At 71.9% G+C, this 16,216-nt stretch carries 14 protein-coding genes; 3 read left to right on the top strand and 11 right to left on the bottom strand.

Annotated features, from left to right (window positions below; genetic code table 11):
* Window positions 1–89: 89 nt before the first annotated feature.
* From NR792_RS23345 to NR792_RS23335, 3 genes are all read left to right on the top strand, one after another.
* Window positions 90–1,091, top strand: coding sequence for a site-2 protease family protein (locus NR792_RS23345; protein ID WP_375754884.1), 1,002 nt, complete (start codon window positions 90–92; stop codon window positions 1,089–1,091).
* Entirely contained in the window at window positions 1,088–1,912 is an 825-nt protein-coding gene (locus NR792_RS23340) for a hypothetical protein (RefSeq protein WP_375754883.1), read from the top strand. The genes NR792_RS23345 and NR792_RS23340 overlap by 4 nt, the downstream gene beginning before the upstream one ends.
* 152 nt (window positions 1,913–2,064) lie before the next feature.
* On the top strand, window positions 2,065–4,062 hold the full coding sequence (locus tag NR792_RS23335; RefSeq protein ID WP_375754882.1) for an ATP-dependent DNA helicase: 1,998 nt from the start codon (window positions 2,065–2,067) through the stop codon (window positions 4,060–4,062).
* Here NR792_RS23335 and NR792_RS23330 read toward each other — a convergent pair.
* The 11 genes from NR792_RS23330 to NR792_RS23280 form a co-directional block, all read right to left on the bottom strand.
* Complete coding sequence (locus NR792_RS23330; protein ID WP_375754881.1) at window positions 4,016–6,367, bottom strand: TonB-dependent receptor domain-containing protein; 2,352 nt, start codon at window positions 6,365–6,367, stop codon at window positions 4,016–4,018. The genes NR792_RS23335 and NR792_RS23330 overlap by 47 nt on opposite strands.
* 61 nt (window positions 6,368–6,428) lie before the next feature.
* Window positions 6,429–6,803, bottom strand: a complete 375-nt coding sequence (locus NR792_RS23325; protein ID WP_375754880.1) for a c-type cytochrome — start codon at window positions 6,801–6,803, stop codon at window positions 6,429–6,431.
* On the bottom strand, window positions 6,800–7,735 hold the full coding sequence (locus tag NR792_RS23320) for a cytochrome c oxidase assembly protein (protein WP_375754879.1): 936 nt from the start codon (window positions 7,733–7,735) through the stop codon (window positions 6,800–6,802). The genes NR792_RS23325 and NR792_RS23320 overlap by 4 nt, the downstream gene beginning before the upstream one ends.
* Window positions 7,736–7,739: 4 nt before the next feature.
* Window positions 7,740–8,114 (bottom strand): hypothetical protein, encoded by a 375-nt coding sequence (locus NR792_RS23315; RefSeq protein ID WP_375754878.1) that lies wholly within the window; start codon window positions 8,112–8,114, stop codon window positions 7,740–7,742.
* Between the two features lie 12 nt (window positions 8,115–8,126).
* Window positions 8,127–8,741, bottom strand: coding sequence for a heme-copper oxidase subunit III (locus NR792_RS23310; protein ID WP_375754877.1), 615 nt, complete (start codon window positions 8,739–8,741; stop codon window positions 8,127–8,129).
* Window positions 8,738–10,672, bottom strand: coding sequence for a cytochrome c oxidase subunit I (ctaD, locus tag NR792_RS23305; RefSeq protein WP_375754876.1), 1,935 nt, complete (start codon window positions 10,670–10,672; stop codon window positions 8,738–8,740). Before ctaD ends, NR792_RS23310 begins: the two co-directional genes overlap by 4 nt.
* Entirely contained in the window at window positions 10,669–11,709 is a 1,041-nt protein-coding gene (gene coxB / locus NR792_RS23300) for a cytochrome c oxidase subunit II (protein ID WP_375754875.1), read from the bottom strand. Before coxB ends, ctaD begins: the two co-directional genes overlap by 4 nt.
* Window positions 11,706–12,269: a c-type cytochrome gene (locus NR792_RS23295; protein WP_375754874.1), complete on the bottom strand. Its 564-nt coding sequence runs from the start codon at window positions 12,267–12,269 to the stop codon at window positions 11,706–11,708. The genes coxB and NR792_RS23295 overlap by 4 nt, the downstream gene beginning before the upstream one ends.
* Window positions 12,266–13,078: a substrate-binding domain-containing protein gene (locus tag NR792_RS23290; RefSeq protein WP_375754873.1), complete on the bottom strand. Its 813-nt coding sequence runs from the start codon at window positions 13,076–13,078 to the stop codon at window positions 12,266–12,268. The genes NR792_RS23295 and NR792_RS23290 overlap by 4 nt, the downstream gene beginning before the upstream one ends.
* A 7-nt stretch (window positions 13,079–13,085) precedes the next feature.
* Window positions 13,086–14,933, bottom strand: coding sequence for a methanol/ethanol family PQQ-dependent dehydrogenase (locus tag NR792_RS23285; protein ID WP_375754872.1), 1,848 nt, complete (start codon window positions 14,931–14,933; stop codon window positions 13,086–13,088).
* 134 nt (window positions 14,934–15,067) lie between these two features.
* Window positions 15,068–16,108: a beta-propeller fold lactonase family protein gene (locus NR792_RS23280; protein WP_375754871.1), complete on the bottom strand. Its 1,041-nt coding sequence runs from the start codon at window positions 16,106–16,108 to the stop codon at window positions 15,068–15,070.
* Between the last annotated feature and the right edge of the window lie 108 nt (window positions 16,109–16,216).

Below are 16,216 nucleotides of genomic sequence, written 5' to 3'. Positions count from 1 at the left end.
CCGGGGTAATCCGAGTTGTGTTTGACACTTCATCCGCCGGGCCTCCCAGGACCGGTCGCCCCTCTGGCGGACGTGAGGCATCTTCGCGTATGCACCCGGTTTCCCTTCCGCGTCCCGCCCCGACCCGCGTCTGGCTGCACCTGCTGCTGTTCGCGGTGACGCTGGGGACGACGTTCCTCGCGTACCTGCTGCTCTTCGGGCGCTCGTTCCCGTTCAGCGGGGGCGGGCTGCTCGAGGAGGACCGGACGCAGGCGCTGTTCTTCAGCGTGTCGCTGCTGGCCATCCTGGGCTCGCACGAGATGGGGCACTACGTGCTGGCGCGCTGGCACCGGGTGGACACGTCGCTGCCGTACTTCATCCCGCTGCCGGTGCCGGGGAGCCTGGGCACGCTGGGCGCGGTCATCCGGCTGCGCGGGCGCATCCCCACGCGCAACGCCCTGGTGGACATTGGCGCCGCGGGGCCGCTGGCGGGCCTGGTGGTGGCGCTGCCGCTGCTCTACTGGGGGCTCCTGCACTCCACGGTGGTGGACTCGCCGCCGGTGCCGTCCACGTTCCCCGGTGAGTCGTCGCTGTGGGTGCTGGGACAGGACCTGCTGCATTGGGTGATGGAGAAGCTGACGCAGGCGCCGCCCGCGGCCACCCCCATCTACACGAGCCACCAGACGCTGTTCGGCGACAACCTCATCATGAAGGCGCTGACGTGGCTGGCGCTGGGCCCCATCCCGGAGGGCAGGGACGTGGTGGTGCACCCGGTGGTCATCGCCGCGTGGTTCGGCCTGCTGGTGACGCTGCTCAACCTGCTGCCCGTGGGACAGCTGGACGGCGGACACCTGACGTTCGCGGTGTTCGGGGCCAGGGCCCGCCTGGTGGGGCAGGGCGTGGCGCTGGTGCTGCTCTTCCTCACCGTGTTCGTCACCGCGTCGTGGGGCCTGTGGCTGGTGGTGGCGAGCAAGGTCGTGGGCTTCGGCCACCCGGAGGTGGTGCGGCCGGAGGAGCCCCTCAGCCCCTCGCGCAAGGTCATCTGCGCGCTGTGCCTGCTGGCGCTGGTAGGGTGCGCGATGCCCATTCCGCTGCGAGAGGTGTGGTCATGAAGTACCAGTGCGAAGGCTGCGAGCGGCTGGTCCAGGTGGAGTCCTTCCGCATCGAGGACGGCCAGCTGGCCGTGACGTGCCGGGTGTGTGGCGCGAAGACGCTCGCGGGGCCGTCCCCCTCCGTGTCGCCCGTGGTGGCCGCGGCGCCCGTGGTGGCCGCGGCGCCGGTGGTTCCGGTGGCCTTGCAGGAGGCCTCCCGGGAGCGGGAGGACGCGCCGGGAGCTCGCGGAGGGGACAACGCCGCCGTGGCGATGCCCGCGCCGGAGGTGTTCGTGCCGCCCGCGCCCGCCCGGGCCAGCGTCACCGCGCTGCGGGTGATTCGCTCCGAGGCGGCCTCCCTCGCCCCGCCTGACTTCGACGGGGACCCCTTCCAGTCGCCGCCGGGCCACTGCCCCAAGTGCGTGGCGCCCATGCGCGACGACGCCGGGGCCTGCGCGCAGTGCGGGCTGGTCTACGCGAACTTCATCCCGGACGAGCACCAGCCCTCCGGGTTCCTGTCCACGGAGTGGCGCGCGCTGATGGGCACGTGGCACGACTGGGACGCGCATGACCGGCTGCTGTCCCAGGCGATGGGGCGGGGGGAGCTGGCCATGGTGGGCCGGCTGTACCGCCTGCGGCTGGCCCGGGCGCCGAACGACCCCCAGGCGCTGCGCGGGCGGGACGAGGTGGTGCGCCGGGTGACGTCCGCGGTGCCGCTCGCCTCCGACGGACCGTCTCCGGCGCTGGCTCGCAAGGTGAAGAACACGGTGATGGGGGCGGTGATGGTGGTGGCCCTGGTGCTGGTGCTGGTGCTCTTCCAGCTGCTGCGCGGGGCCTTCTAGGCGGAAAGGCCCGAAGGGGCGCTGGCCGGGCCGCTTCCCGGGCGGGCGGGGGACAGGGCCTGGGGGCCGTGTGACGGAACGCGCGGAGGGCGCCGGGCGCTGTTATCCTGCGGGGCCGCCTTTCCGTCCTCCTGCCCCCCGAAGACCGCCGCATGTCCGCGCCCGCGCCCCGTCCCCCTTCCGTCGACAGCCTGCTGGGTCCTGGTGGCGCGCTGGAAGAGGCGCTGCCCGCGTACGAGCACCGCCCGGAGCAGCTCCAGATGGCGCGCGCCGTGGAGCGGGCCTTCTCCGAGGGCAGCTACCTCCTGGCGGAGGCCGGCACGGGCACGGGCAAGACGCTGGCCTACCTGGTGCCCGCGCTCCTGTCGGGGCGCAAGGTGGTGGTGTCCACGGCCACGAAGACGCTGCAGGACCAGGTGTTCTTCAAGGACCTGCCGCTGCTCAGCGAGAAGCTGGGGCTGCGCTTCGAGGCGGCGTACCTCAAGGGGCGCGGCAACTACCTGTGCCTGCACCGCTACGAGTCCTTCGAGAAGGACCCGCAGTTCGTCTCGAAGGAAGAGGCGAAGCAGTGGCCGCTGCTCAAGAAGTGGGTGACGCAGACGGAGACGGGGGACCGGGCGGAGCTGGACCTGCCGGAGTCCTTCGCCGCGTGGTCGCGGCTGTCCACCACGTCGGAGACGTGCCTGGGCTCGCGCTGCTCGCTGTATGAGACGTGCTTCGTCACGCGGATGCGCAAGCGCGCGGAGGTCGCGGACCTGCTGGTGGTGAACCACCACCTGTTCTTCGCGGACCTGGCGCTGCGCAGCTCCGGCAAGCGCACGGAAGGCGTGCTGCCCTTCTACGACGCCGTCATCTTCGACGAGGCGCACGCGCTGGAGGACGCGGCCAGCAGCCACTTCGGGTGCAGCGTGTCCAACTACCGGCTGGAGGAGCTGTCGCGCGACGCGGTGGCGGCCCTGCCGGCGAAGGACGAGCGGCACGCGACGCTCTCCGCGCTGGCCCAGCGGGTGCGCTCGCACGCGGACGCGCTGTTCCTCCAGGCGCCGCGCGCGCTGGGGCTGTCCAGCCAGGAGTCCACCGTGGCCCTGCGCCCGGAGACGATGGGCAAGCTGTCCGGCGCGCTGGAGCAGGTGCGCGAGGGGCTGGCGGCGCTCGCGTCCTTCGCGGGCAGCGAGCGCGAGCCGGAGCTGGCCGCCATCCACCGCCGCTCGGAGGAGATGGCGGAGCAGCTCACGTTCCTGGAGAAGTCCGAGTCCGCGGACCACGTGTACTGGGCGGAGGCGCGAGGCAAGGGGCTGTTCCTGCGCGCGAACCCCATCGACGTGGCGAAGGAGCTGCGCGACCGGCTCTACGGCGCGCTGGACACGGTCGTCTTCACCTCCGCGACGCTCGCGGCGGACAGCCGCTTCGACTTCTTCGCCAGGCGCATGGGCATGTACGACGACGAGGGTCAGCCCGTGACGCGCGTGCGCACGCTGGCGGTGCCCAGCCCGTTCGACTTCCCGCGCCAGTCCGCGCTGTACCTGCCCACGCACCTGCCGGACCCCAGCGCCCCGGGCTTCATCGAGGCGGCGGCGGAGGAAATCATCCAGCTGTGCGAGGTGACGGGCGGGCGCGCGTTCGTGCTCTTCACGTCCCTGCGCAACATGGTGCGCGCGTACGAGCTGACGGCGACGCGGCTGCCCTATCAGGCGCTGCTCCAGGGCGAGCGGCCCAAGCAGCAGCTGCTGGACGCCTTCCGCCAGACGCCCAGCGTGCTCTTCGCCGCGCACAGCTTCTGGGAGGGCGTGGACGTGCCCGGGGACGCGCTGAGCCTGGTCATCATCGACCGGCTCCCGTTCGCTTCACCGGGCGACCCGCTGGTGGCCGCGCGCATCCGCCAGATTCAAGCGCGCGGAGAGGAACCGTTCGACCAGTACCAGCTGCCGCAGGCGGCGCTGGCGCTGCGGCAGGGCTTCGGGCGGCTCATCCGCACGCAGGCGGACCGGGGCATCGTGGCGATGCTGGACCGCCGCATCGTGACCAAGAGCTACGGCCGGGTGTTCCTCTCCAGCCTGCCGCCCGCGAAGCGGATGGAGGACACGACGGAGCTGAGCCGCTGGTTCAACGGCCCGGTGCGCCCCGTGCCGCCCGTGCGCTCGATTCGCTGAACACGTCGCGCAGGCGCAGGCCCACGCGCGCCTGGAAGGGCGGACCGAGCGTGTCCACGCCCGCGCGGCCCGCGAGGTACTGGCGGTCGAAGAGGTTCTCCACCGCGCCGAACGCGTCCACCTTCCAGAAGAGGTGGCGGCTCACGAACAGGTCCACCACCGCCGCGCCGCCCATGCCGCGCGTGTTGAGGTCGTCCTCGTACTGGGGGCCGAAGACGCGCAGCTGCGCGGTGACGGAGACGATGGACGGGTCGTCGAAGGTGACCGCGAGCGACCCGCGATGCCTGGGGTCCTGCGGGAGCTGGCGGCCCACGAGGCCGGGCTGGCCGGGGGCGCGCGTGACGACGGGGTCCACGAAGGTATAGGCGGCGAGCGCGGTCCACTGGCGGGACAGGCGCCAGTCCGCGCCCAGCTCCACGCCACGTACGCGGGCGCGGCCCAGGTTCTGGCGCTGGCGGGTGGTGCCGTCCGGCAGGGGCGTGGCGAGGGTGACGTTGGTGATGGGCGCGTCGAGCACGTTCCAGAAGCCGGTGATGCGGCCGGTGAGCCCTCGGGGGCCGGTGGCCTCCACGCCCGCCTCGGTGCCCCAGAGGCGCTCGGCGCCCAGGTCCGGGTTCGCGGCGGTGAGGACGGTGCCCACCTGGAAGGGGCGGTAGAGCTCGTTGAGCGTGGGGGCGCGGAAGGCGCGGTAGGCGGAGGCGCGCAGGGTGAGCCAGTCCAGGGGGCGCACGCGCGCGGCGAGGCGCGGGCTGAGCTGGCGGGCGGTGCGGGGCTCGAAGTCGGTGGGCGTGGTGGCGCCGTTCGCGAAGCTCTCCAGCTGGTGGCCGTCGAAGTTGCGCCACGTGTCCCAGCGCAGCGTGCCGGCGAACTCCAGCGCGGGGGACACGGTGTAGAGGTCCTGCACGAAGACGCCGCCGGACAGCTGCGTGCCCCGCGTGGTGCGCGCGTAGAGCGTCGTGGGGGTGTAGGCGGCGGGGAAGAGCAGCTCGTCGGCCCTGCCCGAGGAGCGGCGCACGTCCACGCCCGCGGCGAGCACGTGGGTTCCGCCCAGCGTCAGGTCCGGGCCGGTCCAGACGAGCGAGCCGCCCTGATCATTCGCGGGCACGTCCTGGAGGGCGGAGCGGACCTCGAAGTTCCGGTCCGGGGTGATGCGGGCGCGGTCCTGGGCGAAGTGCTGGGTGCGGCCGAAGAGGCCCAGCTCGAAGGCGCCGGCGGCGTCCGTGCGGAGGCGGGCGCTCGCGGCGAACCAGGCGAGGTCCACGCTGGCGACGGTGTACCGGGTGCCGCCGTTCTGCGTCTCGCGGAACACGCCCGCGCGGGCGGAGAGGGAGAGGTGGTCGGTGGCGTCCGCTTCGACGCGCGCTTGGGCGCTGACGTGCTTGGAAGGCGTGTCGCTGTCGACGTCGCCGCGCTGGTTCTCGGGGACGATACGGTAGCCGTTGCTGGTGAGGCCCTCGACCTCCAGCGAAGCGCCCACGCGGCCCCAGCGGTCCGCGGCGCGAGCGGCGACGAAGCCGGTGCCCAGGTTGCCCACGGACACGTCGGCGTCGAGCACCGGGCCGGTGATGGGCCGGGAGAACAGCTGCACGACGCCGCCCAGCGCCGCGCTGCCATAGAGCGCGGAGCCGCCGGTGGGGACGACCTCGATGCGGTCCAGGCCCAGGCGGGGCAGGGCGCGCCAGAACACCCAGCCGCCGTAGGGGTCGTTGAAGGGAAGTCCATCCAGGAGCACGAGCCCGCGAGCCACGCCAGAAGGCGCGAGCCCGCGAAGGTTGAGCCCCTGCGCGGTGGGGTCCGCGACCAGGGACGGCGTGCGGCGGAACGTGGCGGCGGAGGGCAGCGTGCGGATGAGCGCGTCCTGCGTGAGCGTGGGGCTGCGCTCGATCTCCGCGCGCGGAATCACCACCGTGGTGGCGGGCACGTCCCGGAGCGGACGCGGCAGGCGCGTCGCGGTGACGACGGTCCGTGTCCCGGCATCGGGAGGCGCGTCGGGCTCCAGCGGTGCCGTGGCGGAAGCGGCGTCGCGTGATGGCTCGGAGTCCGGCGACGCCGTGGCGGAAGCGGCGTCACGTGCTGGCTCGGAGTCCGGCGGTGCCGTGGCTGCCCGGGCGTCCGTGGAAGGCTCCTGCGCCACGGGCGTCGCGACAGGCGGGACGTCATGTGGAGGCGCCGCGACGGTTGCTGCCTCCGCCTTCTCGGGCGGCTCGCTCCCCACTGCCTGCGCGGTGGCCACTCCGGGCAGCAGCAGCACCAGTCCAAGACGGCGGGGGAGCGACAGACGGGAAGGGGCGCGCGGTCCAGGCATCGCGCTCCGCTCTACTGGATGTCCGGCCTTCGGGCGAGCACGCTGAACGCCAGCGTCGCCTTCACCGCAACGTGTACAGATACGCCGCGATGTCGCGCGCGTCCCCATCCTTGACGCCCAGCTCGGGCATCGCGTTGCCCGGCTCCACGGCCTGTGGATGTTGCACCCACCGCACCATGTTCTCCGGCGCATTGGGCAGCCGGCCCGCCAGATACGTGCGCAGCGCGATGCCCTCCAGCGACGGGCCCACCTGTCCCGTCGCCCCCGGCACGCCCGGAATCACGTGACAGCCACCGCAGCCGTAGTGCTGCAACGCCGCCTTGCCGCGCTCCACGTCGCCGCCCGTGAGGGTCACCGCCGTCTGCTTCGCGTCCTGCTCCGCCGCCTGCTTGCACCCCGCGGCGAGCACCACCAGCACCACCCACGCAACCCTCACGGCCCCGTCTCCCCCGGCGCCGGGGACTCGCCCGTGGCGATGTCCGCGCGCCGCTCCGACTCCCCCAGCCACGCCGCGAACAACGCCAGCCCCATCGCCAGGAAGAGCGCCCCCGAAGGCACCCACATGATGAGCCCCGCGAGCTGCTGGTCCTCCAGCGCGCCCAGCCCCCACTCCACCGCCCGGCGCGCGTACAGCGGATACCAGACCGACCGCGCGAAGGTGAGCAGCGCTCCCAGGATGCTGGTGTGCGCCGCCGTGGCGAACACGAACAGCACCCCCACGCCGTATCCCGCCCGCCCGTAGCGCCCGCGCAAGAGCGCCCACCAGAACAGCGCCGCCGTGCCGAAGAAGCACAGGTGCTGCACCGCGTGCACCGCGTCGTTCTCCAGCGCCGCCTCGAACAGCGCCGGCACGTGCCACACCCAGCGCGCCACCGCATGCAGCACCAGCACCACGAACGGCCCCGTCACCCCGCGCCAGACCGCGCGCGCCCTCGGCCCCTGGAACGCCCGGGCCACCGGAGCGCGCCGCGCCTCTGGCAGCGCCCACAGCGCCGTCAGGTGCGGCCGGCCCAGCACCAGCAACGGCGCCGCCACCAGCATCAGCAGCTCATGCTGCGTCATGTGCGCGGAGAACAGGATGTCGCTCAGCCGGTCCAGCGGCGACAGCAGCGCCACCCCCAGCGTCACCCACCCCAGCGCGAACATGCCCGCTTCCCACCCGCGCACGCCCTTGCCCGGCGCCGCGTGCCGCCACAGCGCCCGCAGGCCCCGCGCGTACAGCACGCCGGAGACGGCGAGCATCCCCAGCACCAGCGGATCCCACGTCCACCAGCGCAGCACGTCGTGCGCGTTCAGGTGGTGCGTCTCGCCCCCATGGGCCCACGCCACGGAAGGAACGCCCAGGAGAAACCAGGGGAGCCGTCGCATGCGCTCAGTCACAGGGCCTCAGCAGGAAGGTGGGAAGCGCGGTGGCCACGAGCAGCAGGGCGAACAGCCCGCTCGCCAGCAGCCCGAACACGGCCATGAAGCGGGCTCGGCCCACGCCGCTGTCCTCCAGCGTGCCCGGCTTTCCCCGCAGCGCCCGCCACGAACGCCATGCCAGCAGCGCCCCCAGCCCCAGCAGCACCACCGCGCCCACGAGCACGCCGTGCAGGAGCGCGGGCCGGGCCTTCTGACAATTGGACGTCACCAGGCTGTAGTTGACCTGGAGCGCCAGCAGCCACGCGAACGGCGGCAGCAGCACGCCCGCCCAGAGGGCCACGTTGCGCCGCGTGCCCACGCCGTCGTCCGGAGTCGCGTGTGACATGACGCCTCCCCTTCAGCTCGCGAGGACCGCGGGGTCCAGGTAGAGAATCACGTAGATGGGCACCCAGCTGGCGACGACGAAGAACCAGTAGCGGCCGTTGGTGTGCACGTCCACCAGGTGCTTCTCCTCCACCGGCCCCTTGAGCAGCACCCCCAGCAGCAACAGGTCCTCCAGCGAACCGGAGATGGTGTGCACGGTGTGCATGCCCACGATGAACCAGAAGATGGACCCGTACGCGTGCGTGTCCCAGCGGAAGCCGATCCACAGGAACTCCACGATGCGCAGCGCCACCACGACGAAGCCCAGCAGGCTTCCCAGCGCCAGCCCCCAGCGCATCCCGCGCAGCCTGCCCTTCAGCGCCGCGCGGTTGGCGTAGTGGATGGGCACCGCGCTCAGCAGCATCACGCCGGTAATCACCGCGGCCAGCACCTTCACGTAGAAGGGCAGCGCGGTGGGCGGGAAGTGGGCTTGGTTGCCCCGGATGTAGAAGTAGCTGGCGAACATCAACACGAAGGCCGTGGACTCGATGGCCATCAACCCGGTGACGCCCCACCACAGCGGATCTCGGTGGCCAAAGGCGAAGGTGGGCAGGTGCGACACGTCCAGCGTGCGGCGCGGCGGGCTCATGACGGCTGCTCCGGGGCCAGCTCTTCCTTGTAGGGCGGCCGGGGCCAGAACCAGCCCGTCAGCGTGATGAACAGCAGCACGCCGCCCACGACGACGCCCCAGGGCGTGAAGATGACCATGACGAACATCACCCCCGTGGCCAGCGCCACCCACAGGGGCCACAGCGTGGGGCCGGGCAGTTCCGCGCGGTGGTCCGGCGCCGCGTCCAGCAGCCGGGTGATGAGCACCTCCTTGCGGTCGCTGCGCACGCCGGTGACGACGGGCTGGTCCTCCGCCGCCGTCCACCGCGCGTAGCGCCCGCGCACCGTGGGCAGGTGCAGGAAGTTGTACGAGGGCGGCGGCGACGTCGTGCTCCACTCCAGCGTGTCCGCGCCCCACGGGTCGTCCCCGGCCACCTCACCCCGCTTCAGGCTCCAGAAGATGTTCACCAGCAGGAGCGTGATGCTCACCGCCATGATGACCGCGCCCGCCGTGGCCACCAGGTTGAGCGTCTCCCAGCCCCGGTCCACGCCGTACGTGTACACGCGGCGCGGCATCCCCATCATCCCCAGGTGGTGCAGCGGGAAGAACGTCAGGTTGAAGCCGAGGAAGAAGGTCCAGAAGTTCCACTTCCCCAGCCGCTCGCCCAGCATCCGCCCGGTGATTTTGGGGAACCAGTAGTAGAGCCCGCCGAAGAGCGGGAACACCGCGCCGCCAATCAGCACGTAGTGGAAGTGCGCCACGACGAAGTGGGTGTCGTGCACCTGCTGATCCACCGAGTACGTGCCCAGCATCACGCCCGTCAGGCCGCCGGTGACGAACACGGCGAAGAAGGCCAGCACCCAGTACAGGGGCAGCCGCATCCACAGCCGTCCGCCCCACAGCGTGGCCAGCCAGCAGAAGATCTGCACGCCGCTGGGCAGCGCCACCATGAGGCTGGCGGCGGTGAAGAAGCTCTGCCCCAGCTGCGGCAGGCCCGTGGCGAACATGTGATGCACCCACAGCCCGAAGCCGATGAACCCGATGGACACCATGGACAGCACCACCGGCAGGTAGCCGAACACCTGGCGGCGCGTGAAGACGGCCAGGATGGACGACAGCATCCCCAGCGCGGGGATGAAGATGATGTAGACCTCCGGGTGCCCGAAGAACCAGAACAGGTGCTGCCAGAGGAGCGCGTCGCCGCCCTCGGCCGGGTTGAAGAAGTGCGTGCCGATGAGCCGGTCCATGGCCAGGCACGTGCTGGCCACCATCACCGCGGGCATGGCGAAGACGACCATGAACGACTTCACCAGCATGGCCCACACGAACAGCGGCATGCGGTTGAGCGACATGCCCGGCGCGCGGTGCTTGAACACCGTGACGATGAGGTTCACCGCGCCCGCCAGGCCCGCCAGCTCCGTGAAGGTGATCATCTGCGCCCAGATGTCCACGCGCTTGCCCGGCGAGTACTGCGGCCCCGCCAGCGGCACGTAGCTGAACCACCCGGCGTCCGGCCCCACGTTGAGCAGGAAGCCTCCGTAGAGGAGCACGCCGCCGATGAGGTACGTCCAGTACCCGAAGGCGTTGAGGCGCGGGAACGCCGCGTTGCGCGTGCCAATCATCAGCGGCACCAGGTACAGCCCCACGCCCTCCATCATCGGCACGGCGAAGAGGAACATCATGGTGCTGCCGTGCATCGTGAAGACCTGGTTGTACAGGTCCGGCCCCATCAGCTGCTTCTCCGGCCCGGACAGCTGCCAGCGCATCAGCAGCGCCTCCACCCCACCCAGCAGGAAGAAGACGAACGCGGTGATGATGTAGCGCTTGCCGATGGCGGTGTGGTGCACCTCGCTCAACCAGCCCAGGAGGCCCTTCTTCGGGCCCCAGGTGCGCTCCAGGTAGAGGCGCTCCCAGGCCTCGTCGTCGCGCACGGAGGCCGGCTCCGGCGGAGTGGGGAGGGCGGTGCTCACTTCAGCGACTCCAGGTAGACGAGCAGCGCCTGGAGGTCGTCCGGCGGCAGGGTGAGGGCGGGCATGTTGTTGCCGGGCTTGAGGCTCTGGGAGTTGAGGATCCATCCGGCCAGGTGGCCCCGGTCGAAGGGCAGCGTGCCGGCGGCCAGCGTGGAGCGGCTGGCGACGTGGGTGAGGTTGGGCCCCGTGCTGGCGGCGGCGTCGGTGCCGCTGATGGCGTGGCACAGCGCGCACGGGCCCTGGAGGAACACCTGCTGGCCGCGCTGCGCGACGGGGTCCGTGGGCGGGAGCGCGGGCTTCAGCTGCTGCTCGCGCCAGGCCTCGAACTGCTCCGGGGCTTCCGCCACCACGACAAAGCCCATCTTCGCGTGCTGCAGGCCGCAGAACTCGTAGCACTGGCCCTTGAAGACGCCGGGCCGGTCCGCCTGGAGCTCCAGCGTGTTCTGCTGGCCGGGGATGAGGTCGCGCTTGTTGGTGAGCTCCGGCACCCAGAAGCTGTGGATGACGTCGCGCGAGTTGAGCTTGAGGATGACGGGGCGGCCCACGGGCACGTGCAGCTCGTTGGCGGTGACGAGGATGCGCGAGGGGTCGGGGTCCAGCACGCGGAACTCCCACCACCACTGGTGCCCCACCACCTGAATCTCCAGCGCGTCCGGGCTGCGCAGCCGCGCGAGCGCCGCCCCCGTGCTCGCGTTGGCCACGGTGATGACGAAGAGCAGCACCAACGTGAGGACGGCGGCGGTGCCCACGGCGCGGCCCAGGCGCCGCTCGCGGGCGGGGTCCACCGGCCGGGCCCCCTCACCGCCCGGCGGCACGGCGTGGGCCTCCACCTCCGGCACCTGGGAGCGGGAGCCTCCCCGGCGGCGCAGCATCGCGCCCAGCAGCGCCAGCAGCACCCCGGCGAGCACGACGGCGGAGATGAGGAACAGCAGGTCCCAGAGCGAGCGCAGGCGCGCGACATGCGGGCCCTGGGCCTCGAGCATGCGCAGCCCACCGCACCCGGTACAGGCCAGCAGCAGTGGCAGCAGGCGCCTCATCGCGGCTGCTCCACCTCTTCGGGGCGCGGCGTCTCCCGGGCCTTGCTGGACTCCGAGGGGCGGGTGTTGAGCGTGTCGCTCCGGCCGGGCGCCACGTCCTTCTTGAGCAGCCCGCTCATGGAGCGCACGTACGCGACCAGCTGCCACACCTGCGTGTCCGGAATCTTCCCCCGGAAGGACGGCATGCCGTTGGGCCGGCCCTCGACGATGGTGGCGTAGATGTTCTCCGGCTCGCTGCCGTAGCGCCACTTCGCGTCGAGCAGCGGAGGCCCCATGCCGCCCCCGCCTCCCGCGGCGTGGCACCCCGCGCAGTTGAACCAGACGTAGAGCCGCTTGCCCTCGCTGACGTCGTAGGCGTTGTCCTCCGAAGCGGCGCGCGTGGCCGGCGCGGGCGCGGACGCGGGCGCCGCGACGGGCCCCGGCTGGAGCTCCGACTGCTGCACCGTGCTCGCGGCGGGACGCGCGGCCGCGGGCAGCTGCTGGAAGCGGCGGTGCTCGCGCTCGCACGCGGTGAGGAGGACGAGGGCTCCCAGGCCCCCCAGGAGGACTCGCGGGCTCATGGCGACGGCACCCCGTAGCTCGTGAGCAGGGCGCGCACCTCGCGCTTGCGCCGCGTCAGCGCCGCGTCCAGTTCGTCGCGCAGGGCCTTGTCGCCCTTGCGCACGCCCACGGCGATGTCGAAGGCGAACACGAGCCCCGGCGGATCCACCTGGGGGCTCACGGGCGACAGGGTGAGCGGCACCCCCGGGCGGCGAGCCTGGTAGCCCGCGAGCGGCCCCCACACCACGGCCACGTCCACGTCGCCCTTTCGCACGGCCTCCACCAGCGCCGAGGGCGGGCTGTCCTCCGCGTAGTCCCCGTAGAGGGTGTAGCCGACGACGTTCTGGATGATGCCGCGCCGGGTGAGGGCATGCGCGGGCGGGGTGTTGGAGAAGTCATCCCCCACCAGGTGCACGCCCACCTTCACCTGGTGCAGGACGGGGTCGTCGAAGGAGCGGACCTTCGGCCCGCCGTCCTTCTTCGTCACGAACACGTAGGTGGAGCGGTAGTAGGGCCGCGTGGGCAGCACCATCTCCAGCTCCGTGGGCACGCCCATCACCACGTCGCACAGGTTCGCCTTGAGCGTGCCGCGGATGAAGCCCCGGCGCTGCGCCCACCACGTGTACTCCACGCGTGCCTTCAGCTCGCGGCCCAAGAGCTCCGCCAGCCGGTTCTCGAAGCCCTCGCCGCGCGCGTTGGAGAAGGGCAGGTTGTTGGGGTCCGCGCACACGCGCAGCACGCGCTCGGGCTTGGGTTCGGACGAGGGCGCGGGCCCGGCGCCACTGGCGAACAGGAGCAGGCCCACGGTCCATGGCAGGAGGACGCTCATTGGATTGTCAGGGCAGGGCGAAGGTGTAGAGCATGCCGCCCGGGGTGGTGTGCCGTGGCAGGTCCTTCATGGCGGCGCCGAAGCCCAGGGCGATGTTGTCGTCGCGCGGGTCCAGCCCGCCGGCGACGATGGCGCCCGCCCAGCCGCCCACGCCGGAGAGCACGGACACGTACTGCTTGCCGTCCGGGCCGCGGAAGGTGATGGGCTGGCCAATGATTCCGCTGCCCACCTTGAACTTCCACAGCTCCTGGCCCGTGCGCGCGTGCACGGCCTTGAACCAGCCGTCCATCGTTCCGTAGAAGGCCACGTCGCCCGCGGTGACGACGACGCCGCTCCACACCGGGAACTTCTCCGGGATGCCGAAGACCTTCTTGCCGGCCGCCACGTCCCAGCCGATGAACTCGCCCCGGTTGCCGCCCGGCCCCGCGTACATCTTCACGTTCATGCCGACGTAGGGCGTGCCCGCGATGTAGTTGGCCTCGTAGCCCTGCGCGTCCTGGCACAGGTTGTTGCCGGGGATGTAGAGCAGCCCCGTCTCCGGGTTGAAGGCGGAAGGTGACCAGTCCTTGGAGCCCGGTGACGCCGGGCAGATGCCGCGCACCGTCTTGTCGAAGCCCGTCTCCATGCCCGGCACCGGCTGAAGGCGCCCCGTCTTCAGGTCCACGCCCGTGCTGGTGGTGATGTGGCCGAAGGGCGTGGCGGACAGCACCTGTCCCGTCGCGCGGTCCAGCACGTAGACGTAGCCCGTGCGCCCGGGATGGATGAGCACCTGGCGCGGCTTCCCGTTCACGGTGAGGTCCGCGACGATGGACTCGTTGATGCCGTCATGGTCGTACAGGTCGTGAGGGCTCCACTGGTAGAACCAGACGGCCTCGCCCGTGGAGGGACGGCGCGCGAAGATGCCGCACGTCCACTTGTTGTCCCCGGGCCGCTGGTCCGGGTTCCACGGGCCGGGGTTGCCGGTGCCGTAGAACACCAGGTCCAGCGCGGCGTCGTACGACACCCAGCCCCACACGTTGCCGCCGCCCACCTTCCACTGGTCCGGCGGCCAGGTGCGCACGCCCAGGTCCTTGCCCTGGTCGGACGCGTAGAACGGCTTGAAGTTCGGGCCGATGAGCACGTCCGCGTCCGGCCCCGTGCTCATCGCGCGCCACGCGATGGCCCCCGTCTTCGTGTCCAGGCCGGCGGCCCAGCCGCGCACGCCCAGCTCGCCGCCGCTGTTGCCCACGATGACCCGGTCGCGCACCACCAGGGGCGCCATGGTCATGGTCTCGCCCTTGTTGATGTCGCCCAGCTTCGTCTTCCAGAGCTCCTTGCCCGTCTGTGCGTCCACCGCGACCGTGTGCGCGTCCAGCGTGTTGTAGAAGATGCGCCCGTCCGCGTACGCCGCGCCCCGGTTGACCACGTCGCAGCACGCCACGCCCTGGGCCGAGGGCGACGGCGCCGGCTCGTACGTCCACTTCACCGGCGCGCCTTCCTTCGTCAGGTCCAGCGCCACCAGCCGGTTGGGGTAGGGCGTGACGACGTACATCGTGCCGCCCACCACCAGCGGCGCCGCCTCATGCCCGCGCACCAGCCCCGTGGACCACGACCACGCGAGCTTCAGGTGCTTCACGTTGCCCGCGTGGATGTCCTTGAGCCGGCTGTAGCGCGTGTTGGCCGCGTCCTTGGACGCCGTGAGCCACTGTCCGTCGTCCTCCGGCAGCTTCGACGCGTCCGGCTTCGTCGCCCCCACAGGGAGGCTGCTGGCGCCCTGCGCGGAGGACGGGTGCGCGCCGCCCTCCTTCTTGCAACCCGGTGTCAGGAGGAACAGACCGGCGAGGACGCACGACGACAGGCGGCTTGGGTACGACATAGGCGCGCCACCCTAGGCAACCCTGGAGGTTTGTCGCGCCACGTGTGCCGTGAGCCGTCGGACATGCGATGGAGGGGCGACACGGTGTCCACCCCTGAACGGAGGCATGGGACCCTGGTCTCAAGGCTCCACTCTCAGTGGGAGACCGCGATGCCCCAGGGCAGCGTGCCCACGGGGATGCGCGTGAGCACCTGGCCCGTCGCGGGGTCGATGACGGAGACGTCGTTGGAGGGGCCGTTGGCGGTGAAGAGCCGCTTGCCATCCGGCGTGACGCCCACGCCCCAGGGGCGCTCGCCCACGCCCTCCACGGTGCGCAGCACCTTCCAGGCCGCCACGTCGATGACGGCCAGCGCCTTGCCGCGCCCGGTGGTGACGTACAGCGTGCGGCCGTCCGGGGACACCACCGCGCCCATGGGCTTCGCGCCCGCCTCCGGGAAGGCCAGCGTGCCCCGGGCCTGGTGCGTGTTCGCGTCCACGCGGGTGACGGTGCGGCCCTGCTCCGCGGTGACGAAGGCCCACGCGCCATCCGGCGTGAAGGCCACCGCGCGCGGACGGCCGCCCACGGGGATGCGCGCCACCACCGCCTGCGTGCCGGTGTCGATGACGTAGACGTGGTGGTCCTCCTCGCTGGTGACCCAGGCGAAGCGGCCGTCCGGGCGCAGCGTGACGCCCTCGGGCTCGCCGCCCACGGGCACCGCGTGCGTCACCTTGCCGGTGGCCACGTCCACCACGGACGCGCGCGCGGCGTCCTCGTTGGAGACGTAGAGGCGCTGGCCGTCCGGGGACACGTCGAAGGACTCCGGGTCGTCCCCGCTCTCCAGCACGCGCAGCACCTGGCGCGTCTTCGTGTCCACCAGCGCGATGCCGTCCGCCGTGCGGTCCGGCGGGGGCAGGGTGTCCTCGTCCACGCCGGGCGGCGCGCGCATGGAGCCGCTCACCGCCACGTAGAGCCGCTGGCCGTCCGCGGACAGGCGCAGGCCCCGGGGCCGCTTGCCCACGGGGATGGTGGCGATGACGCGGTTCGTGGAAGCGTCGATGACGGAGAGGTCGTCGGAGCCTTCGTTGCTCACGTACACGAGCGGCCCGGGCGCCCGCGAACAGCTCCGCGAACCACAGGCCGTGGCGACGAGCAGCGTCAGGGCGAGGACACGGAAGGGATGGGGAGCGGAGGCCATGGGCCGGGCTCTACCCGAAGCGCGGGCCCCCAGAAACACGAACGGCGGTGAAGCGACCGGAAGGCCACTCCACCGCCGCCGTTCACGGCCAGAAAGCCGTGGGGGACG

The organism is Corallococcus exercitus, from assembly GCF_042231735.1.
GTDB lineage: Bacteria > Myxococcota > Myxococcia > Myxococcales > Myxococcaceae > Corallococcus > Corallococcus exercitus_B.
This window is presented reverse-complemented; position numbering and strand designations above follow the sequence as displayed.

Excerpts from the sequence above, each read along its gene's own strand:
- NR792_RS23315 (WP_375754878.1), bottom strand. The coding sequence starts at position 8,114 with ATGTCACACGCGACTCCGGACGACGGCGTGGGCACGCGGCGCAACGTG.
- NR792_RS23345 (WP_375754884.1), top strand. The coding sequence starts at position 90 with ATGCACCCGGTTTCCCTTCCGCGTCCCGCCCCGACCCGCGTCTGGCTG.
- NR792_RS23285 (WP_375754872.1), bottom strand. The coding sequence starts at position 14,933 with ATGTCGTACCCAAGCCGCCTGTCGTCGTGCGTCCTCGCCGGTCTGTTC.
- NR792_RS23295 (WP_375754874.1), bottom strand. The coding sequence starts at position 12,269 with ATGAGCCCGCGAGTCCTCCTGGGGGGCCTGGGAGCCCTCGTCCTCCTC.
- NR792_RS23335 (WP_375754882.1), top strand. The coding sequence starts at position 2,065 with ATGTCCGCGCCCGCGCCCCGTCCCCCTTCCGTCGACAGCCTGCTGGGT.
- NR792_RS23310 (WP_375754877.1), bottom strand. The coding sequence starts at position 8,741 with ATGAGCCCGCCGCGCCGCACGCTGGACGTGTCGCACCTGCCCACCTTC.
- NR792_RS23280 (WP_375754871.1), bottom strand. The coding sequence starts at position 16,108 with ATGGCCTCCGCTCCCCATCCCTTCCGTGTCCTCGCCCTGACGCTGCTC.
- NR792_RS23320 (WP_375754879.1), bottom strand. The coding sequence starts at position 7,735 with ATGCGACGGCTCCCCTGGTTTCTCCTGGGCGTTCCTTCCGTGGCGTGG.
- coxB (WP_375754875.1), bottom strand. The coding sequence starts at position 11,709 with ATGAGGCGCCTGCTGCCACTGCTGCTGGCCTGTACCGGGTGCGGTGGG.
- NR792_RS23340 (WP_375754883.1), top strand. The coding sequence starts at position 1,088 with ATGAAGTACCAGTGCGAAGGCTGCGAGCGGCTGGTCCAGGTGGAGTCC.
- NR792_RS23290 (WP_375754873.1), bottom strand. The coding sequence starts at position 13,078 with ATGAGCGTCCTCCTGCCATGGACCGTGGGCCTGCTCCTGTTCGCCAGT.
- NR792_RS23330 (WP_375754881.1), bottom strand. The coding sequence starts at position 6,367 with ATGCCTGGACCGCGCGCCCCTTCCCGTCTGTCGCTCCCCCGCCGTCTT.